Raw genomic sequence first — 26995 nt, forward strand, 5'->3', positions numbered from 1 at the left:
TGCTACGTGCATCGAACCCAGGGAACCCAGGATCGAGGCCCTGACCAGGGATGGCTCTTTGGGGCAGGTCGACAGGGCTTTCAGAAGCCAGCGCTGTCCGTTCTTGAGATCACCGTCATTAAGGTATATGCCGGCGAGCCGGTACATCATGTCGCCTGACTGGCGGCGGTTTGACTGTGCCGGCAGAATGCGTATTGCCCGGCGCAGGTATTTTTTCGCGTCACCGGGCCTGCCAAGATAAACCAGTGATTGCGCATACTCCTTCATCAATTGATGATCTTTCAAAAAGTAATTCCTGGGTATTCGTTCAATATACGAACAGAGGGCCAGGTTCTTGCCCTGTTCGATCAGACGGCCAGCGATCTCTCCAAGAATCACCGCGGCTTTCTCATGATCATCCGACTGCAGGTACATCCTCATGGCTTCTTCCTTGCGCCCGGATCCCAGGTACATATCGCCTGCGTCATGGAGTATTTTCTTTGTTCTTTGAGGATCGTCCACTTTGGCGCGCAGAAAATCGCGGTAAAGGTTGTGCATGCGATAGCCTATGCCAGGGATACTGAAGATAAAGGAATTCCTTGATGCCAGGTCAGCCAGAACTGTCTTCGAGTTCTTGTTCTTGGTTACATGATCGCAGAGATCCGGACTTAGCCAGTCAAGCACTGAACAATCGATCAGAAATCGCTTGACGGCAGGCGTTTCCTTTTCAAACACTTCTTGTGAGAGAAACTCGAATATATTGTCCTGGACAATCTGGAAGCGAGGATTTAGGCGGGATAGCCATGAACGCACGCTCTGAACATTTTTGTGCTGGAATGTCTGGATCAGCATCCGCAGGTTTGTGGGCCAGCCTTCGGATCGCTCAGACAGCCATTCAAGGTCCTTCGGGTCTACGGGCAGGGAATAGATCTCCTGGAAAAAGGCGCGGATCTCGTCTTTGGTAAATTTCAAAAGGTCCGTATCCAATTCGAACAATTCATCGCGCGCGCGCAGCAGGGCGCTTGCAAACGGCGGTCTGGTACGTGATGTGATGATGAAATGGGCATTGGGCGGCATGTACCGGATAAGTTTTGTCATGATCTCGTCGATTATATCCTGAGGCGCAAGCTGATGAAAGTCCTCAAGGATGAAAAAAAGATCACTGTTGCCGAAGGCCTGGAGTTCATTAGCGAATACCGTCACGATCTGGGTGACATACTGCGTCGAATAATTGAAAAGATGCAGCAGGGAACGTGTTTTCTTGCCGCTGCCAGGGTAGATCCTTTCCAGTCCTTCGAGGAGGTAATTGAAGAAAACCGCGGGATCAGCGTCTTCTTTTTCCAGGTGGTAAAAGACATAAGACTGCTTCAGATCGGCTAGAAGATGCGACAATAAAGTGGTTTTCCCGTATCCGGCGCCGGCCTGCAGCAATATTATTTTTTTATCCAGGTTTTTCCGGAGGAGTTCGACCAGCCTGCGGCGGCGCAGGGTTTTTGTCTTGATCTGCGGCGGTTGCAGTTTGCTCAGGATTATCATATGATACCACCCTACCTTAGTGATATAATAGCAAAATGGGCTTACATGTCAAGTTTGTGTAAATGAAAAACCCCGCCGGTTATCCAGCGGGGTTTTATTGTCTTTAATTCCTTAGCTTCTCAGCTTCTCTTCACATCTTCATCCCTGCATTCATTATCACGTTCCCATTTCCCAGGACGAGAGGTATTTGATCTGCTCGGGCGTGAGTTTGTCGATCTTGATACCCATGGACTTCAGCTTAAGGCTGGCGATTTCGTTGTCGATGGCAGGGGGCAGGGAATGCACACGCTTTTTCAGTTTAGGATTATTGAAAAGGTATTCCGCGGCCAGCGCCTGGTTCGCGAACGACATGTCCATGACCATTGCCGGGTGGCCTTCGGCCGCGGCAAGGTTCACGAGCCTTCCTTCGGCCAGCAGGTAAATGCGTTTTTTATTCTTCAGCGTGTATTCTTCGCAGGAAGTCCTGATCAACCGTTTCTTGCGGGATATCTTTTTGAGCCCGACCTTGTCGATCTCCACGTCGAAATGCCCCGAGTTGCTGATTATGGCGCCGTCCTTCATTTTCAGCATGTGGTCTTTTCTGATTACGTTGATGTCGCCCGTGACCGTGACGAACACGTCGCCGGTCCTTGCTGCCTCGGCCATGGGCATGACCAGGTAGCCATCCATCCTTGCTTCCAGGGCTTTTACCGGATCGACCTCAGTGACCATGACAGTGGCGCCATGCCCCTTGGCCCTCATCGCCAGGCCGCGGCCACACCAGCCGTAACCGGCCACGACGAAGTTGCACCCGCTGATCAGGATATTGGTCGCGCGCAGGATACCGTCAATGGTCGACTGGCCCGTGCCGTACCGGTTGTCGAACAGGTGCTTGGTCAGGGAATCGTTGACCGCGACGATCGGGAACTGCAGGACTTTGTCCGCTTCCATCTGTTTTAGCCTGATCACGCCGGTGGTCGTTTCCTCGGTGCCGCCGACGACGCCGGGCAATCTTTTCTTGTGGACGGTCGAGATCAGGTCGGCGCCGTCGTCAATAAGTATATGGGGCCGCCGATTCATAACCTGCGCCATGTTCGCGTAGTAGTGGCTGCGAGATTCACCCTTGACCGCAAAAACTCCGATACCCTGTATTGCCAGCGCTGCCGCCACGTCGTCCTGGGTCGACAGGGGATTGGACGCGGTTAGGTAGACATCGGCGCCGCCGGCGCGCAGAGTGATGATAAGGTTCGCGGTCTCGGTCGTGACATGGAGGCAGCAGCCGATCCGTTTATTCTTCAAGGGACGCTCTTTTTTGAAGCGCTCGCGGATCAAACGCAGGACCGGCATTTTGGACTCGGCCCATTCAATCCGTTTCAATCCTTCAGAAGCCAGGGATTTGTTCTTAATGTTGTATTTCATCATAGACCCGCTTCCCGTTTTATCGCATCGGCCATATCGCAGATCTCCCAGGTAAAGCCCTCTTCTTCGCGGCCGAAATGGCCGTAACAGGCGGTCTTTTTATAGATCGGCCGGCGCAGGTTCAGCTTGTCGATGATACCCTGCGGCGTGAAGTCGAAAAGTTTTTTCAAGATGCCGGCGATCTTGTCTTCATTGATCTTATTGGTGCCGTGGGTATCGACATTGATCGCCACCGGTTCGGCGACGCCGATGGAATAGGCGAGCGCCACCTCGATCTTGGCGCAGACGCCCGCGGCTACCAGGTTTTTCGCCACGTAACGCGCCATGTATGCCGCCGAGCGGTCGACCTTGGTCGGGTCCTTGCCGGAGAAACAGCCCCCGCCGTTGCGTCCGGCCCCGCCGTAGGTGTCGACTATGATCTTACGGCCGGTGACACCGGTATCTCCCTGAGGCCCGCCGATCACGAACCGGCCGGTCGGATTAATGAATATTTTTGTCTTGTCATCGATGAACTTCTGAGGGATGATCTCGTCGATGATGATCTTTTTCAACTCTGCGTGGAGTTTTTCGTTCTTGACGTCGGGATGGTGTTGAGCAGAAAGCACGACCGTGTCCACGCGTACCGGTGTATGCCCGTCGTACTCGACCGTAACCTGCGCTTTGCCGTCGGGGCGCAGATAATTGACGACATTCGTCTTCCTGACCTCAGCCAGCCTGCGTACGATCTTATGCGCCAGCATGACGGGGAGGGGCATAAGTTCCTTGGTTTCATTCACGGCATAGCCAAACATCATGCCCTGGTCGCCCGCGCCGCCGATATTCACGCCCATCGCGATATCATGCGACTGTTCCTGGATCGCGGATATGATCGCGCACGTGTGGGCATCGATGCCCATGTCAGTGTCCGTATAGCCGATCTCAAACAGCAAGGCACGGATAGTGTCCGCTATGTCGACGTAGCACGCGGTCGAGATCTCGCCGGCGACAAAGATCATACCACGGGTAGTAAGCGCTTCGCACGCGACCCGTCCAAAAGGATCTTTTTCAAGTATGGCATCGAGGATCGAATCGGCGCTCTGGTCGCAGATCTTGTCCGGATGCCCTTCAGTCACGGATTCCGATGTTATGAAATGGCGTCCCATTTGCCTCCTTACACGATAATTGTCATTAATTATATGGATTTACGGGAAAAAATCAAGATTTGATCTCCGCTAATACTTTCTTCATGAGATCGGGGAGCATACCGGCCTTGTCCATGCGGTCCAGAATCTCGAGGGATCGGTCATAATGCGCCAGCGCTTCCAGATTAGCGTAGCTTTTCTTGGCGCGATCGCCGGCCTCGATCGAATAGCTGAAAGCCTTTTCCCAGGCTTCGCCCTTGTAAAAATGGTGCGCCAGGATGGCAAAGGACGATTCCGGGTCTGCCTGCACTTTTTCTTCGATATAATCACCGATGGTCCGATGGAGCATCTTGCGGGTGTCAAAAGACAGGCTTTCGTACGCCACTTCCTGGGTAATGACATGCTTGAAGCCATAGCCTTCTTTTGTCGGGATCAGGAGATCATGCTCGTTCAAAGCGCGCAGGCTTTGCTGGAGGATTTCCGGGTTGGGGAATATGGACTGGATCGTGTCGCCGGTGAATTCTTTCCCGATCACCGAGGCATACTGGATGGTGTTTTTGATATCCTCACCCAGATTGTCGATCCTGCTCATGATCAGGCTTTCCAGGCGGTCCGGCACCGAGATCCGCGAGAGGTCTTCCTGGACCTTCAGCTTGCTTTCCTCGATGCTCAAAACGTCGTTTTCGATCAGCACTTTCGTCATTTCCTCGATGAACAGGGGATTGCCGTGGGTCCGGTCTGCCATGAACTGCAGTAAAGCGGTCGGGACCTCGGTGATATCAAGGAGCGATTTGACCAGGTCGGCAGTGATGTCGCTCGAGAATTCGGCGAGTTTCATCTCGGTGTGGAATTCATGCTCGGTGAAAGCCAGGGGTGTATCAAACGGACGGTACGCGCAGCACAGGAGTACCGCGTGCTCTTTGATATTACGCGCCAGATAATTGATAAGCAAGAGCGAAGCGTTATCGGCCCAGTGAATGTCTTCGATAATGACCGCCACCGGTTGCTTCTTCGTTTCGCTTGTGAGAAGGTCGACCGTCAGGTCAAAAAACCTCTGCTGGCGCAACTTGGCATCGAGGGATCTGGTGAAGGGCGTTTCGTCGATGGTCACGCCGATATTTTCGCCGATTATAGGCGTCCACTCTCTGAGCGATGGGTCGATGCCGGTCATTATATTCGAGATCTTTTCGACGCGGAGCTCGCGCGTATCATTCTTGTCAAAGCCGAAATAATCCGCCAGTACGGCCTGCAGGGGATAGTACGACATATCCTTACCGAAAGATTCGCAGTTGCCGACGAAGATCTTGAAGCCGCGCTGGCTGCAGGATTGGAACACTTCGCGCACCAGGCGCGATTTACCGATGCCGGCTTCGCCGACGATCGATAAAATGCGTCCGCTTCGGTCCCGGACCGCGGCGATGGTGCTGTCGATGAGCTTTCTTTCTTCATGCCGTCCCACGATCGCCTCGCTATGGCTGAGCCATGAGGTTTTGGCCTCGGCCCGGGCGATCTTCTTAAGGACCATCGACGTGTTGACCGTCAGTTCTTTGCCTTTCACGCGGACCGGTTTTACCGGCGTGAGCTCAAAATATCCGCGGACCCGGGAACGCACGCTGTCACTGATGGTGATCTCCTGCGTACGCGCAAGATCCATGAGCCTGGCCGCCAGATTGACCTCATCGCCCATGACCGTGTATTCGCGGCGCTTGCTCGAACCGACGTCGCCGGCGAAGACCGACCCGCTGTTGATGCCGATCCGCAGGGAGATCTTATACGGTTCGGCCACAGGCAGGATCTCGAGCGCGGTATTGACGGCGCGCTGTTCGTCATCCTCGTGAGCGACGGGGGCTCCGTACACGACCATCAGGCGCTCCCCTGTGGTGCTGAAATCGATCTTAGCGATTATGCCGTCGTACTTCTTGACGATCTGCTGCAGACGCGCGAAGAACGCCCGCAATTTGCCAGTGGCCGAAGGATCCTGGTAATAATCCAGCCCCGAGATATTCAAAAATATCGTGGCCGCATGCCGGTGCTCACCGCTGATCCGCGACAGGGTTGGGTCGGCCTTGATTTTATTGATCAGACCGTGCGGCAGGTACAGGGCAAGGTGATCGAGGCGGGCGCTTTCGGAGGTCAAGGACTGCAGGACATCTTGAACCGGTGCTGTTTTGATGCCGGTGGCCGTTTTCCGCGGATGCTTGACAAGGTGCATCCCTGCTTTTTTCCTTATTGCCGATATCCCCGACCCTGCCTCTTTCAGGAATTCGTCGCTGACAAAAGTCTCACCGGATTCCGCTTCCTCGGTAAGTTCGTAAACGCGGTTGAGGATCGGACCGAGCATCGCGAGTTTATGCCCGATCGATCCATCGCCGAGCTCGAGCAGGATGATCTCACCGCAGTGCAGGCCGACGTGCAGTCCGAGATTGAACACGCCGACCAGCGTGTGGATCTCGCCAAAGCTTTCGATGATCCGGTGCATTTCCTGAACCGCTGCCAACGCCCTCATTTCCTTGGAACTGGCATTGCGGTCAGCCGTGAATATGACATTCATCGCGTCGCCGGAAAAATTTATCAGGTCGCCGCCATATTTGAAAATTATGCTTAGAAAGGGTGCAAAATAACTATTGACCACCTTGGTGACTTCCTCGGAACCCTGACGGCCCATGCCCTTGAGTTTCTCGGAAAAAGCCGTGAACCCCGATATGTCGGCCATCAGGACCGCGGCCTGGATCTTCTTGCCCATTTTGAGTTCGTCTTTATCAGCCTGGGTGACCAGGATGCGGGGTAGATAGCTCGCGATGGCATTTATTAGCACGTCATTTGTGATCGTGTCTTTCTTGGTCATAGAGGGTCATATTATAGTAATAATTATGTTATTGTCAATGAAACGCTGAGAGAGATTTCTGGAAAAGCCCAGAAATCTTCGATTTCACTTTGATAGATTGACATGATTTTTTTTACGTTTATAATAGCGTATGATTGACGCCAAGCCAGATAAGCCGGTCTTGCATCGCGATCCGGTTTGCGGAATGGAGATAACAGAAGCAGACGAAGCCGGGCGCTACGAGTATCATGGTGTTACCTATCATTTTTGCAACCAGAACTGCCTGGACCGTTTCAAGGCGGATCCGGAAAGGTTCCTCGCAAAGCCCAAGCTGATCCTGGATGAAAGTCTGGTGAAGAAGATCCCGGGAAGAACCGAGACCGTCATAATGCCGGTATCAGGCATGTCGTGCGCGAGCTGCGTGCTGACCATTGAAAAGACCATCAATAGCCTCCCCGGAGTCGCTAATGTCGCGGTCAATTTCGCGGCTGAAAAGGCCGTCATCGAATACGACAAGAAGATCACCACGTTGACGGATATCAAGAAAGCGATCAAGGATGTCGGGTATGACGTACCTGAAGAACATGAGGCCGGAGAGGACCGCTCGGCAAGCGAATGGCGGAAAGCGAAAGCAAGACTTATCACGGCCTGGGCCATAACGCTGCCGATCATTGTGTTGATGCTGCTGGAGATGGGTTTTGGCGTGATGATCCATGGCATGGACATGATCATGCTGGTTCTTGGAGCCCTGGTGGTCGCGGTACCAGGTTTTGCGACGCTGCGTTCTGCGGTGAACGCGCTTCGCAATGGCGCGGCTTCGATGGATGTGTTGATCGGCATGGGCACGGTAACCGCTCTTGCGACCGGCGTCTTGCGTATTTTTCACGTGCCGATCGAGAACTACGCCGGGATCTCCGGTATGATCATGGCGTTTCACCTGACCGGACGCTATATCGAGACCGTGTCCAGGGGACGGGCATCCCAGGCGATCCAGCGCCTCGTCCAGCTGGGCGCCAAGACCGCGAGGATCCAAAGCGAGGGGCAGGAAAAAGAGGTCCCGGTCGCCCAGCTCAAGATCGGCGACGTCATGATCGTGAAACCCGGGGAAAAGATACCGACGGACGGCGTGGTCGCTAATGGTGAATCCAGCGTTGACGAGTCGATGGCGACCGGCGAGTCCATGCCCGTGAAAAAGGGTGTTGGGGATCAAGTTATCGGCGCGACCCTGAACCAGCAGGGGTTGTTGTCGATCAAGGCGACCAAGGTCGGCAAAGACACATTCCTCGCGCAGGTGATCAAACTGGTCGAGGAATGTCAGGGCACCAAGATCCCGATCCAGGCATTCGCCGACCAGGTCACGGCTCGGTTCGTGCCGGTCATTCTCGCCTTGGCACTGCTCGTGTTCGCCGTGTGGGTCTTCGGGGGACAGCATCTACGGCCGGTCCTGTTCTGGGCTCGGTATTTTTTGCCCTGGGTCAACCCGCAGCTTAATCCTTTGTCCCTGGCCGTGTTCGCCGCCGTCGCGGTCCTGGTCATCGCTTGTCCCTGCGCGCTGGGTTTAGCAACACCGACCGCCCTGATGGTCGGTACCGGGATCGGCGCCGAGAAAGGCATCTTGTTCCGCTCGGGCGAAGCGGTCCAGACATTGAAGGACATTAAGGCGGTTGTATTTGACAAGACCGGCACGATAACGAAAGGCCGGCCCGAGGTGACCGATATCATCAGCACGGGCGAGGGGATGACCGAAAATGATGTTCTTGCCTATGCCGCTGCGCTGGAGTCGGGTTCTGAACACCCGCTGGCAAGCGCGATCGTCGAATGGGCACGCGTGCACGGCATCCGGTTCGATCCACCCGGACATTTCGCGGCGCATTCAGGGAAAGGCGCCAGCGGTATCGTGCGGGGTAAGGAAGTCGTTATCGGCGGCGGCAAATTCATGGAGGAAATGAGAATAGATCAAGGTTTGTTCCATAAAAAGGCATTGGCGCTCGAGCAGGAAGCAAAAACCGCGGTCCTCGTGGCGGTCGGGGGAAAATTGGCCGGTATTATCGGCGTCGCCGATACGATCAAGGATGATTCAGCCGCTGCGTTGTCGGCGCTGAAAGCGATGGGTATCGAACTGGTGATGCTGACCGGCGACAACGAGCTGACCGGCAGGGCGATCGCGGCCAAGGTCGGGATCGAACGCGTGGTCGCCAATGTCCTGCCCGGCGACAAACAAATGGAGATCGAAAGGCTGCAGAAGGAATTGGGGTTGGTAGCGATGGTCGGCGATGGTATTAACGATGCGCCCGCCCTGAAGCAGGCGAACGTCGGCATTGCCATCGGCACCGGGACCGATATCGCTATCGAATCGTCGGACGTGACGCTGGTCAGGGGTAGCCTGACGGCCGTGGTCACAGCGATTAAGCTGTCGCGCGCTACTTTTAAGAAAATAAAACAGAACTTGTTCTGGGCGCTGTTCTACAACGTCATCGCGGTACCGCTCGCCATGCTCGGCATGATGCATCCGCTCATCGCCGAGATCGCCATGGCGTTCAGTTCGATCAACGTGGTGACCAATTCCATCAGCCTGCGCCGGGTCCGGTTATGAAAGGATGTGATAATGAAACCAGATATTGAGATCGCGCAGCAGACCAAGCTCTTGCCGATCCGAGAATTGACTGCGAAACTGGGAATAAACGACGATTTTGTGTTGCCCAACGGTAATTATAAGGCGAAAATATCGTTGCGGTTTTTTGACGCGATCAAACAGCGTCCGGACGGCAAGCTCATCCTGGTAACGGCGATCACGCCGACCGCGTACGGCGAAGGAAAGACCACGGTCTCGATAGGACTGAGCATGGCCCTGAATAATCGCGGCAAAAGCTCGATCGTGGCGATACGCCAACCGTCGCTGGGACCGGTCTTCGGGATCAAGGGCGGGGCAGCCGGCGGCGGGTATGCCCAGGTCCTGCCCATGGAGGATATCAACCTCCATTTCACGGGCGATATCCACGCGGTGGCCGCGGCGCACAACCTGCTGGCGGCACTGCTTGACAACCATATCCATTTTGGCAACGCTCTGAACGTCGACGAGCGCGAGATCATGTTGAAACGGACCATGGATATGAACGACCGTGCCCTGCGCAATATCGTAGTCGGTCTTGGCGGCAAGCCGAACGGGCCGGCCCGGGAGGAAGGTTTTATCATTACTGCGGCGAGCGAAGTTATGGCGATCCTGGCGCTGTCCGGTTCGCTTGCCGAACTCAAGGAGCGGCTGGGCAGGATGCTGGTCGCCTTTGACATGGCCGGCAAGCCGGTCGCAGCCTGCGATCTGAATGCCTGCGGTTCCATGGCGGTTCTGCTCAAGGACGCCATCAAGCCCAACCTGGTCCAGACGATAGCGCACACGCCGGCATTCATCCATGCCGGGCCGTTCGCCAACATCGCCCACGGCACCAGCAGCATTGTTGCGACGAAAATGGCATTGAAACTGTCCGACTACGTGGTTACTGAAGCCGGTTTTGGATCGGACTTAGGAGCGGAAAAGTTCGTTGATATCGTGTGCCGGACTGCCGGGTTCACCGTGGACGCCGCGGTCATCGTGGCAACCGTAAGGGCGTTGAAACTCCATGGCGGAGCTCCGGAAAAGGATTTGAAGGCAGGCACGATGGAAAATTTGAAGAAAGGATTTGCCAACCTCGCCAAGCATATCGAGAATGTGAAAAAATTCGGCATCCCGGCCATTGTAGCGATAAACGTGTTCGAAGGCGATACGGCAGATGAGATCGCAGAAGTAAGAAATTTCTGCACGGGACAGAAGGTCCCGTGTGCTGAAGTCCGCTCCTTTGATTTGGGGGCAGAGGGCGCTTTGGAACTGGCTGATGCCGTGACCGCGGTGATGGCCGGTGAAAAAAGTACGCAGCAGACGATATATGATTTGGAGGACCCGGTCGAACAAAAGATCGAGAAGATCGCGACTGAAATTTACGGCGCGAACCGCGTCATCTACACTCCCAAGGCCGAGAAAGACCTGAAAAAGATAGAAAAATCAGGGTTTAACAACCTCGCCGTGTGCATTGCCAAGACCAACCGCTCGCTGAGCGATGATCCAACGGTCTACGGGCGTCCGGAAAACTTCAAGATTGCCATCACCGACGTAACGATCTCGGCGGGCGCCGGGTTTTTGGTGCCGCACGCGGGTGAGATCATGCTTATGCCGGGCCTGGCCAAGGCCCCCAACGCCGTTCGGATCGATATCGACGCGGCCGGCAAAATCACCGGCCTGTCGTAAATGTGGGGTCAAATCTCAACAATATAACATGCCGCAATTAGTAATTCTATAACAGTGTAAAAACTTAATTGTTATAATGTTGAGATTTGATCCCAGGAGTACCCAAGGGGAGTGACTAAAAATCACTCCCCTTGTTCTATTACTACGATAATGTCTAACAGATTTCTATCTAACTTTTACTGCTTTGTGTACAATATTTCCATCTACTTCTATGAAATAAATCCCTGGTTTTATCTGCTCTGACATGACAACCTGACCGATGATGTTAAAAACCTTGTACTTTTTATCCTTTGGTAATCGCAGAAAATCGCTAACGATCGTAGCACCAGATTTGCTGATTTTTATGAAATTGGAATTATTTTCCACTATCCCAACCACATCCTTCAAGATCGATACGCTTGAACTGTAATAATTAGCTGCGTAAACGCGGTTTTGAATCGGATTCCAGGCGAAAACCCGGGGACCGCTCCCCACATTAATATATCCGATTATGCCGTTACTGACACCATTAATAATTGAAACGTAATCATCCGCATAGTTAGCGCAGTAGATTTTGTTGTTATTAGGATCATGGATCAGCGCCTCAGGGTATTCCCCAACAAACTTGGTAGTTATAATAGAATCTCCTTCGCCATCGATTATGGTTACGCTATAACTGAGCTCATTAGCGCAATAGACTTTATTGCTGTTTGGATTGTAAATTATGGCACGAGGTTGTATGCCAACTGCAATCGTGGTAATTACCACATCTGTCTCTCCATCAATGATCGTTACATTCGTGCCCAGCCAATTAACACAATAGATCTTATTATTGATCGGATTGAAGGCCATTGAAACAGGGCAGTTATCAACAGTGATCAAGTTTATCACTGAATCGGTATTGCCGTCAAATACTGTTATATTGTTGTCACCGCTATTAGCACAGTAAACCTTATTGTTGGTTGGATTAAAAACAAATGCACGAGGGCCATCACCAACGGTGATGGTTATGATAATATCATTAGTGGCGCCGTCGATTATCGTGATATTGTCATTATCGCTGTTTGCGCAATAAACTTTATTGTTGATTGGATTGTGCAGCAAGGATGTTGGACTGTATCTAATATCGATTGTCGTAATAACGCTATCAGCCACGCCGTCGATCACGGTTACGTTATTACTTTCCTCGTTGGCGCAATAAATTGCATTGTTATTGGAATTGTAAGCCAAAGCCACGGGAAAATCACCGACCGGAACCGAAGTGATAACCGAATTAGTTGCTCCGTTAATAATCGTTGTATTATTGCGCCTCCGATTAGCGCAATAAATCTTATTATTGTATGTATTATATGCCAAAGCGCAGGGCATAGATTGCCCCAAAGCAATCGTTGCTGTCACAACATTATTGACACCATCGATGACCATAACATTATCGCTGCCCCAGTTCCCGCAAAATACTTTCATATTCGCTGGATTGTAAACTAAAGCCAAGGGATTATATCCAAGGGCGACTGTAGCGATGACATTATTGCTTGCACCATCAATCACGGTCACACTCTGGCTGTTGCTATTAGCGCAGTAAATTTTGTTATTGGTTGAATTGTAGATCAGTTCACATGGATTGGAACCCACAGGGATCGTTGCGATGATTCCGTTGGTTGCACCATCGATCACGGTTACATTATTACTCCCCGTATTTGCACAGTAAATTTTGCTATTAGTTGAATTGTACGCCAGGGCATGCGGACCAGATCCAACAGGGACCGTGGTGATGACCGCATTGGTCGCGCCATCGATTACGGTGATATCACCACTTCCTTCATTGGTGCAATAGATCTTATTATTAATCGGGTTGTAAACCAGCGCAGACGGCCATGTTCCTGCCGAAATTGTCACGATGACCGAATCGGACGCGCCATCAATCACAGTGATATCATCACTTAAATAATTTGTGTTATAAACTCTATTATTAGTTGAATTATATGCCAGAGCCCTTGGTGCGGTCCCGACTGCAACCCATCTGATAACATTATTGGTAGCGCCATCAATTATTGTGATATTATCACTCCATTGATTGGTACAATATATTTTATTATTGGTGCGATTGTGAGTTAACGCATATGGATAACCTCCTACTGACACAGTGGTGATCAAAGAATTAGTTGCACCATCAATGACCATGACATCATGGTTGCTTATGCGAGTGCAATAAACTTTATTATCTATAGAATTATGGATCAATGCGCAAACATAATAACCAGTGTCAGATGCTATCCTGGCAATCCCCTTATCGGTTGCACCATCAATTGCAATCACATAATATTTACCACCGACATATATCGTATTATTTATGTCATTATAGGCAAGGGAGTATGGTCCCTGTAGTCCGCAATAGGAATCGGGCACACAAATCGTTGTTTCCAGCCACTGAGCACTGGTTACACTTATGAATATAAAGAATATACCTATATAAAATTTTGTCGTATTCATAAACCCTCTAGTAAATTGTATACCAAACGATTCCGATGTCAAGGCATTCCTGAGGACTGTTAGGCCACTACGCGGTGTTATGCAGGTTGACCCTGCCTTGATGATCAGCTTTTTACTAGATACCCGAGATCGGTCAACGTTTCAATGAATTCGTTAAAATCCCGGTCAGCGTACGCGCGGACCGGTGAAGAGCGTGACCCCGGGCGCGACCTTTTCCGGCGCGCCGCCTGTGAAGATGATCACTTGCACCCGGTTGAGCTTGGTATAAACGTTGATCTAATTAACCTGCCCCTTTAAGATCCGGGTGCTGACAAGATCTTTGCCCCGGCGCAGGGTTATGCCCTGGGCATCTACCGTCACCGAACGGATCACGTTTTTCTGCCACAGCATGTAATCAACCAGCATGTAAAGCCGATAAAAATGCTGCCGATTATGAACAGCCCGAGCGTGAAGATCGTCCGTATGAAAAGCAGCAACAGCAATAAAATGATCCCAATGATTACGCCGCCCGCGCAAAAGTGGGGTCAAATCTCAACAATATAACATACTGCGATTAGTAATTCTGTAACAGTATATAAACTTAATTGTTATAATGTTGAGATTTGACCCCAGGAGTACATTAATAACAACGGATCAAAAATCGTTTTTTGGGTATCCTGATCGCAGCTACTTGCCCGTCAGCTCGAATTCAAAAATTGCCGCGCATTCCTTGCGGGCCATGATATCCGTGTCGTGGGAAATTATCATGTATTTTCCCGCGGGCAGGTCCATGGGGTGATATTTTGTGGTCAGGTAGGCGGTCCGCCCCTTTCCGATCTCTTCCTGGATCATGACATCAACGATCTCCTTTTTCATTTTGACCTTATTATACACTTCATAGGTGGTCCGCAGCTGGTGCAGACTATCATCGGTCTCCAAATTATAGACTTCATGATACAGATAAAAGGGTTTATGCACAGAAAACGTATTTTTAGCCAGAGGGATGAACCGGCCCGGTGGCTTGCGGAATTTTTCAACCGTAGCGAAATTATCGATCAGTATCGCGGGTACAAGGTCGCTAATCTTTTTCGCCTCCTCGGCATATTCCAGGAGATTTAAATTAAGATCTTTTTTACCCACCTTACGGTTCTTTAGATCATACAGGCGATAAACAGCGCGATACTGTCTTGGCTCAAGCCATAAATTCAGTTCATCATAATATATGCCCGCGCCTTCTCCAACGGACTTTAATGATCTTCGTGATTCGTAGACCAGACTATCATTGCGGCGGTCATAAACCTCGGTCACCTGGAGAAATAGCAGTGACGTATCGGCGATTTCAATATTCAGGTACAGCTCTACGCGAGTCAAACCTTTTTCCTGGATGAACCGCCCGAATGTCAGATCAAAATCTAAAACCCCGGTTGATTCTGCGGTCATGTTGCTTTCGGTCGTATCTTCATTCAGGTAGTTGATCTTTGCCTGTTCCCCAAATTCGGTCATCGCGATATTTTTAAATGCCCGGAATTCCTGGACAAAATCGAATTCGATGCCAATACTTTTGTAGGTCCAGATCTCGGCCGGTTTTACGATCTCTTTTGATGCGCTCATCATCATCTTCTGCTGGTTGTATACGGTCCGGTCAGTGGGCATCCCGTATTTTATATAGACCGGCAGCCGGTCGTCATTCAGGGGTTCATACCGGCCGAATTCCCGAAAGGCAAAGTCAGTCCGTTCCTCGAATTCGCTTCTTTTCTCCTCGTTACCCTGCCAGTACGCGTCACAGAACGAGGCTCTTTCGCTCGCTGATGTCAGGTCCAGGTACGTCGCTGCCAGGCTGGAATCGGTCGCCTTGAATCCAAGGAACGTTTTTTTCTCTTTATCGGTCAGGCGATAATACCGCGCGGCCAGGCGATGCATGTAGCTAAGGCTGCACCCCGCGACGATCACGGCCAGCAGTACAATTTTAATACAACGGCTCTTTATCATGATGCGACCGGCCTTTGGACTATCCATGTTCAATGCAGCAATACCGGTATCCAGAACAGAAACAGGATCACGGGAAGAAGCAGCAGCAGCTTTTGATTGGATGATCTTGAGATATTCTGAACAAAAAGCCCGCTGTCGCCGGCTATGTATGCATAAACATCGACCAAACTGACCGCGCAGGCACGACCGGGGGTGTAATGGAACCCCGCTTCTTCCAGGTTCGCCGGTCGATTGATATTTATGATGCGCAGGCCCGCGGCGTGATCCGCAATATAAGCATATGGCACGCGCACGCAAACACCGCGGGCGATGCCGATCGTTTTGTAATAACCGGTCATTACCGGTTTGAAAATATCCCTGACATCGACGATGCAGAGACCTTTATAGTCCGCCACATAGGCATAGTACCCTGCGACATCGATATCGAGGGCATAACCGGGCGTATCACAAAAACCGACTTCGCAAGGGGATCCTGGATCGGCCACGTTCACGATCCGCAGCCCGGCATCATGATCCGCGATGTATGCCTGATACCCTTTGACACGGACGCTCAAAGCCGGGCCCGGCGTTCGATGACGGCCGGTCATCACGGGGACCGCAGGATCTGATATGTCAATGATCATCAACCCCGAATCTCCAGCCGCTACATAGGCGTGGATATTGGCCATATCAACGGCATAGGCATAACCCGGGATTGCGAGCGAGCTTAATTTACGCGGAATTGCCGGATCCTTGACATCCCAGATCTCGAATCCGCCGGCACCGCAGGCAACGCAAAGGATATACGAAGAACAATCCAGATCATGGATCAGGCCCGAGGCCACTATGCTTTCCGACAATTGGCGGGGTTTACCGGGTCTTGAAATATCATATATGACAACGCGGTTGTCCAGACCGGCGAACGCCAGGCTGTGATACTCATCGCAGGATGCCGCGTAGGATACCCCATGAACTTTCTCTTTCTGCGATGATGATGCCGCCGGGAATAATTGCAGCAATACGGAATCAGCCGGGTTATTCAGGCTTTGTGCCAGGCCTGCGGACAACGCCGCGGTCATGAAGAATAACATGAAAGATCGCATGGTACCTTTTTATTCTATGGCTAAGCCTAGGATATTGAATTATGATTGTTTGTCAACACTCCGTGCAGATCAATGTCACTTGACATTCCCCGGACAATCGTTATCCTTGTTAAGAAGGAAAACCCATGCTGGCGTTAATGCTTTTTCAGGTTTTGCCCCTTGAAGTCGATTGTTATCGGTTCGGACAGAACCAGGTGGAATGCTGGTACCAGATCGACCTGGCTGCCATTCGCACAGCCACTGGACAGGATACGGCTTTCAAGAGTTATTCATACCGTTTCGTGGTACGATCAGTGACAAATCAGGATTCGATCGTCCGAGAAGGCAGAAAAGTCGCCAGCACCGCCGGCCTTGGCGCCGGCAGTTACATTCTTGATTTTGTGCAGCTACACCTCTTCCCCGGAACGTTCACCTATCGGTTGGAAATCACCGCCGGGGATAGCACGGCAACAAAAGAAGACACTATCATGGTGGAATCCGACACCGTAGTTTTTAGTGCCAGCGATATTATTCTTTCTAAGAAAAATCTTGCAGGTTCCAGGCCTTCCAGCAGTGGTCATGAATTTATCCCCATGGTCGCGCCAGAGTACACTTTTACCGATACGCTTGTTTCTTACATGGAAATCTACGGGCTTGTGCCCGACAGCCTGTTTTACGAAGTCATATATGAGATAATTGACCGTGACGACAGATCAATCTGCGGAAAAAGCGTGAAACGGACCAAATATGCCTATAATCAGGTCGACACGTTGAATGTTCCTTTGCGGGATCTGGACAACGGTGATTTTGAGCTTAGCTTGACTATCATTGATCCGGCACAGGATCAAAAACTCAATAGAAGCGCGCCGTTTGTGGTCAGACCGGGTCCGGATTCGCTGGTTTTGAAAAACATGGCGTACTGCCATGAGATCCAGTATCTCGTTTCAGACGCTGAATACAAAAAATTCAGCAAACTGGATGAAAAAGAGAAAGCCGGCTATCTCGTTAAGTTCTGGCTGAAGAACGATTATCATCTTTTTGAGCAGAGAATGCTATTGGCCGACGAAAAATTTTCGACCTCAAGATGCCAGGGGAAAGATAGTTACCGGGGCCGGTTCTATATATTAAAAGGACCGCCGGATGAAATTGAATCAATGCCCATGCTGAACTGGGCAAGACCGCTAGAATTGTGGCATTATTACGCGCTGGGATTTTCGGCGCTCTTTTGCGATAAAAAACAGGACGGTAATCCGCTCCTGATCAAGGTCTTAAAAAGCGGTGAAAGTTACGATGAAGAAAGCGTCTTGAGGGATATCGCACCGGGGACCTTTAAAGCAGAGCGCACGCCTGAAGACGAAGAGTGGGATAAAACGCGCTAACTATTTTTTACGGGATATCCTAACCCTTTCAGTGTCTTGATAAATTCGTCAAAATCGCGATCGGCGAACGCGTCGTTCGTCAGACGGACCCGCGGTCCGGTGAAGAGCGTGACGCCGGGCGCGACTTTTTCCGGCGTGCCGCCCGTGAAGATCACGATCTGCGCGCGGTTGAGCTTATAGTAAACGTTCACCTGGCTGACCTGTTCTTTCAGGATCCGGCTTGAGATAAGGGCTTCACCGCGTCGCAGGGCGATGCCCTGTCCATCGACCGTCACCATCCGCACGCCATTTTTGTGCCACATCAGATAATCAACCAGCATGTAAAGCGCGATAATAAAACTTCCGATGATGAAAAGCCCGAGCGTGAAGATCGTCCGTATGAAAAGCAGCAACAACAGCAAAATGATTCCAACGATCACGCCGCCCAGGTTTACGATCAGGAGCGAGCCGCGAGAGGCGGTCATGGAAAAAAATGCATTTTTGTCTTTTTGCTCTTTTATCTGCTGTATTTCATAACGGTCAGGGCGATAACGGCTTTCCATGACCCTGACGGTCAACTGCTGAAGGATCTGCAGTTCGTCATCCAGCTTACTCCCCGGCGTCGTTTCATCGATGCGGATCCTTTCCACTTCTTTGCCGGTAGTTTTTTCCCGGACGACCACGAAATAATCGAAGCCGTTACAAATACCCGGTTGTTTTATTTCGGTCATTGATTCAGAATATAAAATTAGTTGTGCAATGTCAAGTATGAGATTGCTTCGTCCCGCATAGGTGGCACGGGATTCGCAATGACAGGATGGGAACCATGGGTTTTAGCGCGGCATCATTGTGCCGATGGGCAGGATCATTTCCTCCATCGATATGCCGCCGTGCTGGAACGTGTATTTGAATTCCTTTTCGTACTCGGAAGGTTTGGTGGCATAAATAAAATAATAGTCTTCCTTGGCAATGGCGAACCTTACCGACGAGTTCTCGGCCGGCAGTGCGACATCGCCCGGGTTGTTGAGCATATATGCGGTTTTTTCATCGACCCGCAGGGCGGGTCCGTACTTGTAACGCAAATTTGGGGAAATCTCCCGGCCACCGTAGATGATCGAAGGTCGTCGTACATGAATGAAGCCGTGATCGGTCGTCAGGATGACGGGTCTTTTTCTTTTGGCGATCAGCCGGAAGAGCTCCTGGATCGGGGAGAGCGGGAACCAGTAGCTCAGGAGGTTCAACAGGACGCGCTCGTCATCGAGCAGGCCTTTCATGTCACCGCGGCCCGGTATGGAATGGAGCAGCAGGTCGAAGAAGTTGATGATGATGATGGCGATATCGCTGGTATCGCCGGCGATCTTCTGGACATTTTTTTCGATCTCATCGATCGTCGATAATTTATGGAAGGAAAAATTGAGCCGCAGCCCGCTGCGGTTCAGCAGTTCGGTAAAGAGCTCTTTTTCAAAGCGGTTCTGGCCCTTTTCCTCGAACAGCCAGTACTGCGGGTATTTCCGGACAATATCGAGCGGCAGAAGGCCGGAAAAAATGGCATTCCGTGAATAGGGCGTGGCACTGGGGAGTATGGAATAGAAGTATTGCGTCTGGATCTCGTAATAGTCACGGAAAAAAGGCTGGAGCCGTATGTACTGGTCAAGCCGCATCGAGTCGAAGATCACGAAGAACACCGGACCTTCCTTAAGATGAGGGAAAATGACCTGGGGGAATACGTTATGGGACATCAAGACGCTGTCTTTTTTTATGAAATTCTTATAATTGTACTCGATATACTTGGTGAAACCGGCGTTGGCTTCCCGTTTTCTCTCGTCGTGGATCTCCTTGAGTTCCTTGCTGCCGAATTCCAGGAACTTGGTATCCCAGGCCACCAGGCTGCGGTAGTATTCGATCCATTCATGGTGGTCACTGGGCTGGCCCAGGTCCCGAAACTGCGTGGCATAATCCTCCGCCATTTTTTCTATGATCAGCGACCTGCGTTTGAGGATGCGGTTGAGCACGGAAAGCAGCTGGTTGAAGCTGAACGGTTTTGTGATATAGTCGTCGACCCAGCCGCCGTACGCCTGTTTCATAAGGCTTTCCTCTTCGCTCTTGGTGACCATGACGACGAGCTGCTGGGGATTGTCGGTTTTCACTTTCTTCAGAACTTCCAGGCCGTCGACCCCGGGCATGATCTCATCGAGAAAGATAAGGTCAAAGACCTCTTTGGAAGCAAGGTTGACGCCGTCCTCGCCGGAAGTGGCGGTTTTCACTTCATATCCTTCCTGGTTCAATAAATAAATGAAAGGTTTTAAAAGATCGATCTCATCGTCTATCCATAAAAGCTTCATTTCTTTTTCCTCTCCGGCTGAGATGCCGCCGCTGGGATCACGATCTGAAAGGTCGTGCCTTTGGGTCCGGTTTTTTTCAGGATCAGCTTACCTTCATGGTAATCCTCAATGATCCTTCTGGTCAGGACCAAGCCCAGTCCCCAGCCGTACTTTTTAGTAGTATAACCGGGTTTAAAAATTTCTTTTTCTTTCTTGATGCCGCCGCCGGTGTCCGATATCTCGATGACCGCTCCTTCGTTCGCATACGTCTTGATCGAGATAACGCCTTTTCTCGATCCCATCGCGTCCAGCGCGTTCTTCAAGATGTTCTCCACCGCCCAGCCGAGGAGGACATCGTCAAATAACGCCGGTGGGAGCGGTTCGTAGTTTTCAACGAACTCGATCTGGGCATGCGCGCGACGTTTGATGTAGTCAACGCTCCGTGTGACCATGGGCATCATGTCTTTTTCCACGAGCCGGGGCGGAAGGCCGATGCGCGAGAATTTCTCCAGCACTTCCTTCATCCGCTCGGTGTCCTCGGCGATGCCGGTGTAGATATCTTTCGGCAGGTTGCCTTTCAGCGTCTCAAGCCAACCGCCCAACGAACTGAGCGGGGTCGCCAGCTGGTGAGCGGTCTCCTTGGCGAGACTGTTCCAGATCTTTTCCTCCTCGCTCTTGCGGTATATCAAATAACCCCAGAAACCGAGGAACAGGAAGGCGATCAGAAAAGCGGTCTCGATAAAAGGGAGGATCTGCAGCAGACGGGTGAACGGCGAAAGACCGTAGTGTACGTAACCGACGACCGTGGAATCTGCGCCCTGACGGATCACGATGGGGATCGGGATCTGGTTCCGGTCGAGTTTTTTTACGACCGTTGCGAGGCTGGTATCCGCGACATTCCGGGACGAGTACGGGACGCCCTTTTCGGTCGTGAGGATGACCGGGAAATCGATCCGCTGGATCACTTCCTGGAACAGGATCTCAAGGAGGACTTCTTCGTCCATGCCCGGTCCGGAAGCATATTTGGCGAAGATCCGGGAAGTGGTCTCGGTTTCGCGCCGGATCCGCTGGATGAGAAAATTGGAATAGATGTAGGTGACGATACCCATGAGTCCGATACCGATCAGAAAATATATCGCCAGCGTACGGGAGGTGAATTTATGGCCGAGCTTCATGGCGTCTCTTTGATTTTTCGCGATACACGATCTGGTCCGCGTGATCGATCAGTTCGCCGAAATTCCTGCCGTCAACCGGGTACGTGGCGATGCCGAAGGAAAAATCAACGGTCACGTTCCGCGCCGTATCTTTTTTCAGGTGGCGGATGATGTTTTGCACGGTCAATCGCGCCGCCCTGGCGCCCGCACCGGGGAGGAGGATGATGAACTCATCACCGCCATAGCGCGTGACAAAACCGGTCTTGCCGACCGCAACCGCGAAGATGCCGGATATCTCCCTTAAGATCCTGTCGCCGCGCAGATGGCCGTACTTGTCGTTGAACTGCTTGAAATTATCCAGGTCGATCATGATTATGGAAAAAGGTGACGCATCGCGCGTCACCAGGTCCGCCATCCGGTCTCTCAAGAAGCGGTAGTTATAAATGCCGGTCAATTCGTCGGTGTTGGAGAGCCCCTCGACCTTGGCAAACAACTGGTTGTTCTCGATCGCCAGCCCGAGAAAATCCCCGAAAGTTTCCAGAAGCTTGATCTTTTCCAATGACGGCGCCAGGTTGTTGACGGGAGCATCCAGTGACAGGTAACCAAGCAATTCCCGGTTCTTGGAATAGATCGGTGAGATCAGGATATCGCCCTTGTGCCAGAAGTTGGCAATGCGCTCCTTGGTCTTGAGCGGGTGTTTATATACCTCGTACTCGTGAATGGTGTCCGGCGTTTTGCTCACCGGTATGTAAAACGAATTGGATATCCGGAAGCGGTTTTGAAGCAGCGTGTTGATCATGCTCAACGGCGGGTGGATGTCCCGGGCCTTGCGGTATTTGTCCGCCGAGATGCCGACCTGACTCACCCGGTTGAACGTTTCGGTGCGCTGGTCATACAGCGACAGCAGGATCCGGTCGAAACCGAGTATTTTCTGCACCTGGTTCAGCAGGCTGCTGAAGAACGAGCGCAGCTCCAGCGTCGACATCATCATCTTGGTCAGCGTCTGCAGGCCCTGGCTTTCGTTCAGCGCCCGGTTCAATTCATGGATCAATTGGACGCGCTCCAGCGCGATCGACGCCTGGTTGACCAGGAATTTGAGTCGGGTGATCGCGGTATTCCAGCTGAATTTCTGCGGATCTTCGAACAGCAAAAAGAAACCATGAACTTCATTCTTTATCGTAAGCGGCACAAACGTTACCTGCTGGGTTTTGGTCTTGAGAACCTTGTTAAGAAAGCGGTGCTTGGGGTAGTCGGAAGTGAATATATGACGGTAATTGAAGATCTGATAATAGAATTCGGCGGGGATCTTTTCCAGGCTCAGCGTTCGCTCCGTGCCGATCAGGTTATCCTCGGCCAGGTAGAACATCAGCACCTGCTTGGTCGCCAGCATTTTCTGGGCGGCGGATTCGATCTGCTGGATGATCTTTTTCTCATCCAGAGTGGTAATGATGTGCAGGTTGAGTTCGTTTATGATCTGTGATTCAATGATCCGGTCCTTCGAGACCTTGCGGATCGAGACCGCTTTGGTTATCAGCCCGAGCAGGGTCAGGATCGTCTTTTGCTCGACCGGGGAGATAGGGCTCTTGGCCAGCAGCTGGTTGACGATCGCCGTCACCGTGGCCAGGTCCGTGTCCCACAGGTCAAGGGAATCGATAACGGTCAAGATCGTGTCAAAATGCTGCCGCTGACTTATCATGGCGTTACTATCGGTTTGCTAAGTATCCTCGCCAAATGGCCGAGCTCGTCATCGGCACCGCAATATGCGTCGCTGATACAGAGCAGCCTGTAGATATCGGTCATGGATGTGAGTTTCCGGTCGGGAACGATCATATCGCCGTCCCACGACGCGGGAGCGCGGCCGTTTACGAAAAGCAGCGGATGTCTTTTGTTGATCTCCTTGCTCATTTTTTTCAGTTCCGCGACCGGCAGCTTCAGATAGTGGACCGGCTCTTCGATCTTTACGGGGAAATAGCTGATAAACCCTTTTATATCGTCCTTGAACAGTATATTGTAATACGGGAAACAACCGGTGCCGAAGAAGGTCATCCGGCGTTCCACGTCGGTCAAGAACGGCAGGCTCAGGTTGACAGGGCTGTTTAGTTCGATCAGATATATGAATGTCCTGCCGGCCAGGCTCGCTTTAGCGCGATCGAATTCCTTGGTCAGGACGGTCAAGGATTTTTCATAGAAGATGATCTCGAACAGGTTCGGCTTGGCGATCTTGAGGATGGGTTCCAGGTTTCTGGAAGCAAGCATGACGATGTGACCAAGCGAATGCAGTTCGCCCAGAAAGGGCAGCCATGTTAAAAATCCAGTGGTCGCAGCCGGCGGGGAAACCAGGTAATTTACCCTTTTCTTAATGCCGATCGGCTTGAAGTTCTTCACAAACCGTTTTTTGTTGGCGCGGATGTACAGTGATTGTGCGATGTTCATTGGGCCAATTTTTTCTGGCTTTCAATATATTCGGGCGGTTTGCCGCGAGCGATGACATCCTTGGTTATCACGCACCGCTCGATCGCTTTTAACGAAGGAAGGTTGAACATGATATCCAGCATGTGATGCTCTATGATCGACCTCAGCGCGCGCGCGCCGGTATTGTATTTCATGGCTTGCTCGACGATTTCTTCCTTGGCATCGGGCGTGAATTCAAGCTTGACGCCTTCCATTTCAAAATACTTGCCGTACTGCTTGAGCAAGGCATTGCGGGGTGTCTCCAGCACTTCCATCATGACTTCTTTGGAAAGCTTGTGGACCGGCGCAATGACCGGGACGCGGCCGACAAACTCCGGGATCAAGCCGTACTTGATCAGGTCTTCCGGCGCCACCCGTGCGATCAGTTCGTCATGGGAAAGGTCGGCCAGGGAGCGGTCGGTAACGAACCCGATCGTCACTTTTTTAAGACGGCGGGCAATGATCTCCTCGATCCCGCTGAACGTGCCACCCAGGATAAAAAGAATGTTCCGCGTATTGATCTTCAGATATTCCTGCTCCGGGTGCTTGCGGCCGCCGTGCGGCGGGCAGTTGGCTTCCGTGCCTTCCAGGATCTTCAGCAGCGCTTGCTGGACGCCTTCGCCAGATACATCCCTGGTGATGGAAGGCGAATCGCTCTTGCGGGCGATCTTGTCGATCTCATCAAGATAAATGATGCCCATCTCCGCGTTTGGAATATGGTAATTGGCCGCCTGGATAAGACGCAGTAAAATATTCTCGACGTCTTCGCCCACGTAACCGGCCTCGGTCAGCGGCGTAGCGTCGGAAATGGAAAAGGGAACGTGCAGGAGCCGCGAAAGCGTTTCCGCCAGCAGGGTCTTGCCGGTGCCGGTCGGTCCCAACAGCAGGATATTGCTTTTCTGGAGCTCGACATCGCTGTTCTTGGTCGTGATCCGCTTGTAATGATTGTAGACGGACACCGAGATGACCTTCTTCGCCCGTTCCTGACCGATGACATACTGGTCAAGGAATGTTTTTATTTCCAATGGTTTGGGCAGCACGAAGGGTTGCAGCGGGGGCGGTTCTTTTTCGTCTTTGAGCAGGTCGTGGCACAGCTGGATGCAGTCCGAACAGATGTAGGCTTGTTTGCCGCGGAACAGCCGTTTTACGGATGCTCGCGGCCGCTGGCAGAATGAGCAGACCGTCTTTTTCACGATTCCTTGGTTTCCTTCGTTTCTTTTGTTTCTTTCCTGGTCACGATCACGCTGTCGATTATTCCGTACTCATTTGCTTCTTGCGCGGACATAAAATAGTTGCGGTCCGTGTCCTTCGCGATTTTTTCCACGCTCTGTCCCGTGTGTTTGGACAGAAGTTTGTTGAGCGTTTCGCGGATCGTGAGCACCTCGCGCGCATGGATAGCGATATCTGATGCCTGGCCCTGGTAAGCGCCTTCGGGCTGGTGGATCATGATGCGGCAGTGGGGAAGACCGTAACGTTTGCCCGCTGCCCCTGCGGAAATAAGCAGGGCGGCCATGCTGGCGGCCATGCCGATGCAGATCGTGGAAACCGGGGATTTTATGTACTGCATCGTGTCATAGATGGCGAGGCCGGATGACACGATACCCCCCGGCGAATTGACATACAGGAATATTTCTTTGTTCGAATCCTCGGCATCAAGGAACAGAAGCTGCGCGATCGCAAGGTTGGCAACGTTATCATCGATCGGCGTGCCGATGAATACGATCCGGTCTTTCAGTAGTCGCGAGTAGATATCATATGCCCGTTCTCCGCGACCGCTTTGCTCAATGACGAACGGTACGGTTAGCATCGCTTGCCTCCTTGGGCGAAAGGATCCGCCCCTTTTCGCTGATCTTGCCGTTCTTCAAAAGATGCTCAATGGTTTTTTGACGCGTCATGATCCGCCGGAAATACGTAATGATGTCAAGGCGGTTATCGTCGTCCAGTTTCATGCCCATATGCTCTATGAGGGTAAGGATCTCTGATTCATCGATCGCGATATTGTCTAAAACGGCGATCTTGTCGAGGATGAGATTGAACCTGACCCTTTTTTCCGCCATGTCCCAGAATCTTTCCTTGGTCGCGTCGGAATCCGGGAGATTATTCCTCTTTATCATGTCCTGATACTCGTTGTTGATCATTGATTTGGGCGTATTGAAACGGACCCGTTCCAGGAGCACCTGGGCGATGGACTCTTTCATTTCCTCTTCGATCCTTATTTCCTCGCGTTTCTGCAGGTCTTCGGTCAGCTGTTTTTTCAAGGTTTCCAGGCTCTCGAACCCGAGATTCTTAGCAAACGCTTCGTCTATGTTCGGCAGGACCTTTTCTTCGACCTTTTTTATTGTCATTTTATAGATCTGGTTCGCGGCCTGGGCTTCTTTATACTGGCCCTTTTGCACGCCGACCAGCGTGCGGTTGATCTCGTCCGGAAAGTTCCGGTCGCCGATCCTGATCATGACGTCCTTTTCAGAACTCTTGACCTGGTTATTCTCGATGATCTCAAGATCCATGGTGACGAAGTTGTCGACCGCGGCTTGTCCCGTCACCTCCTGGATCAAAGCTGCCCTTTCCCTCATGTTGTTCAGCGTTTCATTCATTAGGTGTTCAGGCGGTAGCGGCTTTTCCTTGATTATCTCAAGCCCGATGTAGTTTTCCACCGTGAATGCAGGCACGATCTCAAGCCGCATCTGAAATTTGATCTTATCGCCTTCTTCGATGTTCAGGAGCTGGACCGGAGCCGCGGGTTGCCATTTCTTTTCCGTGAGCAGTTCAATGTAGTATTTGGTGATCAGGTCGTTAAGGGCCTGTGCTTTGATCGTGTCCTTGAATTTGGTTTTAATTATCTCCCTGGGCACCCGGCCTTTGCGAAAGCCCTTGACCGACGTATCTTTTCGCAATTTGTCCGTCTCGTGTTCCATGAAAACAGCAAGTTCTTCGACAGGGACAAGTATCTCCACTTCCTTTTCAGATTCATTGTCGACTTTCAACTCATATTCCAAAAAAGACCTCCTTGGTCAAAAGACAGAAGTTGGGATGTTAAGAAGTTAAGAGGGTATGAAATAAATGAAAAACAGTTTTTTTG

19 protein-coding genes are annotated in these 26995 nt (G+C 51.6%); 3 read left to right on the forward strand and 16 right to left on the reverse strand.

Going from position 1 to position 26995, the window contains the following annotated elements:
* The 4 genes from VF399_11170 to VF399_11185 all read right to left on the reverse strand — a co-directional run.
* Positions 1–1515: hypothetical protein (locus VF399_11170; GenBank protein ID HEX7320901.1), on the reverse strand; the 1515-nt coding region annotated here is incomplete at its 3' end.
* Between the two features lie 156 nt (positions 1516–1671).
* Positions 1672–2913: an adenosylhomocysteinase gene (gene ahcY, locus VF399_11175; GenBank protein HEX7320902.1), complete on the reverse strand. Its 1242-nt coding sequence runs from the start codon at positions 2911–2913 to the stop codon at positions 1672–1674.
* Positions 2913–4055: a methionine adenosyltransferase gene (gene metK / locus VF399_11180; GenBank protein HEX7320903.1), complete on the reverse strand. Its 1143-nt coding sequence runs from the start codon at positions 4053–4055 to the stop codon at positions 2913–2915. The genes ahcY and metK overlap by 1 nt, the downstream gene beginning before the upstream one ends.
* 52 nt (positions 4056–4107) lie before the next feature.
* Positions 4108–6879: an adenylate/guanylate cyclase domain-containing protein gene (locus tag VF399_11185; protein HEX7320904.1), complete on the reverse strand. Its 2772-nt coding sequence runs from the start codon at positions 6877–6879 to the stop codon at positions 4108–4110.
* Positions 6880–7009: 130 nt separating this feature from the next.
* Between VF399_11185 and VF399_11190 the strand changes: the two genes are divergently transcribed.
* Complete coding sequence (locus VF399_11190; GenBank protein HEX7320905.1) at positions 7010–9451, forward strand: heavy metal translocating P-type ATPase; 2442 nt, start codon at positions 7010–7012, stop codon at positions 9449–9451.
* A 12-nt stretch (positions 9452–9463) separates the two neighbouring features.
* On the forward strand, positions 9464–11134 hold the full coding sequence (locus VF399_11195) for a formate--tetrahydrofolate ligase (GenBank protein ID HEX7320906.1): 1671 nt from the start codon (positions 9464–9466) through the stop codon (positions 11132–11134).
* A 165-nt stretch (positions 11135–11299) separates the two neighbouring features.
* On the opposite strand, the gene VF399_11200 is transcribed toward VF399_11195, so the two are convergent.
* The 4 genes from VF399_11200 to VF399_11215 all read right to left on the reverse strand — a co-directional run bounded on the left by VF399_11200 (position 11300) and on the right by VF399_11215 (position 16653).
* On the reverse strand, positions 11300–13603 hold the full coding sequence (locus VF399_11200; protein ID HEX7320907.1) for a YncE family protein: 2304 nt from the start codon (positions 13601–13603) through the stop codon (positions 11300–11302).
* Positions 13604–13879: 276 nt separating this feature from the next.
* Complete coding sequence (locus VF399_11205) at positions 13880–14008, reverse strand: hypothetical protein (protein ID HEX7320908.1); 129 nt, start codon at positions 14006–14008, stop codon at positions 13880–13882.
* A gap of 261 nt (positions 14009–14269) precedes the next feature.
* Complete coding sequence (locus tag VF399_11210; GenBank protein HEX7320909.1) at positions 14270–15598, reverse strand: hypothetical protein; 1329 nt, start codon at positions 15596–15598, stop codon at positions 14270–14272.
* Between the two features lie 2 nt (positions 15599–15600).
* Complete coding sequence (locus VF399_11215; GenBank protein HEX7320910.1) at positions 15601–16653, reverse strand: hypothetical protein; 1053 nt, start codon at positions 16651–16653, stop codon at positions 15601–15603.
* A gap of 125 nt (positions 16654–16778) precedes the next feature.
* Here VF399_11215 and VF399_11220 point away from each other — a divergent pair, with 125 nt between their 5' ends.
* Entirely contained in the window at positions 16779–18011 is a 1233-nt protein-coding gene (locus tag VF399_11220; protein ID HEX7320911.1) for a GWxTD domain-containing protein, read from the forward strand.
* On the opposite strand, the gene VF399_11225 is transcribed toward VF399_11220, so the two are convergent.
* The 8 genes from VF399_11225 to tig form a co-directional block, all read right to left on the reverse strand.
* Positions 18008–18721 (reverse strand): hypothetical protein, encoded by a 714-nt coding sequence (locus VF399_11225; GenBank protein ID HEX7320912.1) that lies wholly within the window; start codon positions 18719–18721, stop codon positions 18008–18010. The genes VF399_11220 and VF399_11225 overlap by 4 nt on opposite strands.
* A gap of 102 nt (positions 18722–18823) precedes the next feature.
* Positions 18824–20332: a bifunctional response regulator/alkaline phosphatase family protein gene (locus tag VF399_11230; protein HEX7320913.1), complete on the reverse strand. Its 1509-nt coding sequence runs from the start codon at positions 20330–20332 to the stop codon at positions 18824–18826.
* Complete coding sequence (locus VF399_11235; GenBank protein HEX7320914.1) at positions 20329–21486, reverse strand: HAMP domain-containing sensor histidine kinase; 1158 nt, start codon at positions 21484–21486, stop codon at positions 20329–20331. Before VF399_11235 ends, VF399_11230 begins: the two co-directional genes overlap by 4 nt.
* Positions 21470–23161, reverse strand: coding sequence for a diguanylate cyclase (locus tag VF399_11240; protein ID HEX7320915.1), 1692 nt, complete (start codon positions 23159–23161; stop codon positions 21470–21472). Before VF399_11240 ends, VF399_11235 begins: the two co-directional genes overlap by 17 nt.
* Positions 23158–23898 (reverse strand): hypothetical protein, encoded by a 741-nt coding sequence (locus VF399_11245; protein HEX7320916.1) that lies wholly within the window; start codon positions 23896–23898, stop codon positions 23158–23160. The genes VF399_11240 and VF399_11245 overlap by 4 nt, the downstream gene beginning before the upstream one ends.
* Positions 23895–25112 (reverse strand): ATP-dependent Clp protease ATP-binding subunit ClpX, encoded by a 1218-nt coding sequence (gene clpX, locus VF399_11250; GenBank protein ID HEX7320917.1) that lies wholly within the window; start codon positions 25110–25112, stop codon positions 23895–23897. The genes VF399_11245 and clpX overlap by 4 nt, the downstream gene beginning before the upstream one ends.
* The gene (clpP, locus tag VF399_11255; protein HEX7320918.1) at positions 25106–25723 is read right to left on the reverse strand and encodes an ATP-dependent Clp endopeptidase proteolytic subunit ClpP; all 618 of its coding nucleotides are present in this window, start codon (positions 25721–25723) and stop codon (positions 25106–25108) included. Before clpP ends, clpX begins: the two co-directional genes overlap by 7 nt.
* Complete coding sequence (gene tig / locus VF399_11260) at positions 25698–26912, reverse strand: trigger factor (GenBank protein ID HEX7320919.1); 1215 nt, start codon at positions 26910–26912, stop codon at positions 25698–25700. The genes clpP and tig overlap by 26 nt, the downstream gene beginning before the upstream one ends.
* Positions 26913–26995 lie beyond the last annotated feature (83 nt).

This window comes from bacterium (genome assembly GCA_036382775.1).
Taxonomy (GTDB): Bacteria; Hydrothermota; Tepidihabitantia; order SM23-42; family JAOAFX01; genus DASVHD01.

Coding starts and splice junctions, on each gene's coding strand:
- ahcY (HEX7320902.1), bottom strand. CDS start 2,913: ATGAAATACAACATTAAGAACAAATCCCTGGCTTCTGAAGGATTGAAA.
- metK (HEX7320903.1), bottom strand. CDS start 4,055: ATGGGACGCCATTTCATAACATCGGAATCCGTGACTGAAGGGCATCCG.
- VF399_11185 (HEX7320904.1), bottom strand. CDS start 6,879: ATGACCAAGAAAGACACGATCACAAATGACGTGCTAATAAATGCCATC.
- VF399_11190 (HEX7320905.1), top strand. CDS start 7,010: ATGATTGACGCCAAGCCAGATAAGCCGGTCTTGCATCGCGATCCGGTT.
- VF399_11195 (HEX7320906.1), top strand. CDS start 9,464: ATGAAACCAGATATTGAGATCGCGCAGCAGACCAAGCTCTTGCCGATC.
- VF399_11200 (HEX7320907.1), bottom strand. CDS start 13,603: ATGAATACGACAAAATTTTATATAGGTATATTCTTTATATTCATAAGT.
- VF399_11205 (HEX7320908.1), bottom strand. CDS start 14,008: ATGCTGGTTGATTACATGCTGTGGCAGAAAAACGTGATCCGTTCGGTG.
- VF399_11210 (HEX7320909.1), bottom strand. CDS start 15,598: ATGGATAGTCCAAAGGCCGGTCGCATCATGATAAAGAGCCGTTGTATT.
- VF399_11215 (HEX7320910.1), bottom strand. CDS start 16,653: ATGCGATCTTTCATGTTATTCTTCATGACCGCGGCGTTGTCCGCAGGC.
- VF399_11220 (HEX7320911.1), top strand. CDS start 16,779: ATGCTGGCGTTAATGCTTTTTCAGGTTTTGCCCCTTGAAGTCGATTGT.
- VF399_11225 (HEX7320912.1), bottom strand. CDS start 18,721: ATGACCGAAATAAAACAACCGGGTATTTGTAACGGCTTCGATTATTTC.
- VF399_11230 (HEX7320913.1), bottom strand. CDS start 20,332: ATGAAGCTTTTATGGATAGACGATGAGATCGATCTTTTAAAACCTTTC.
- VF399_11235 (HEX7320914.1), bottom strand. CDS start 21,486: ATGAAGCTCGGCCATAAATTCACCTCCCGTACGCTGGCGATATATTTT.
- VF399_11240 (HEX7320915.1), bottom strand. CDS start 23,161: ATGATAAGTCAGCGGCAGCATTTTGACACGATCTTGACCGTTATCGAT.
- VF399_11245 (HEX7320916.1), bottom strand. CDS start 23,898: ATGAACATCGCACAATCACTGTACATCCGCGCCAACAAAAAACGGTTT.
- clpP (HEX7320918.1), bottom strand. CDS start 25,723: ATGCTAACCGTACCGTTCGTCATTGAGCAAAGCGGTCGCGGAGAACGG.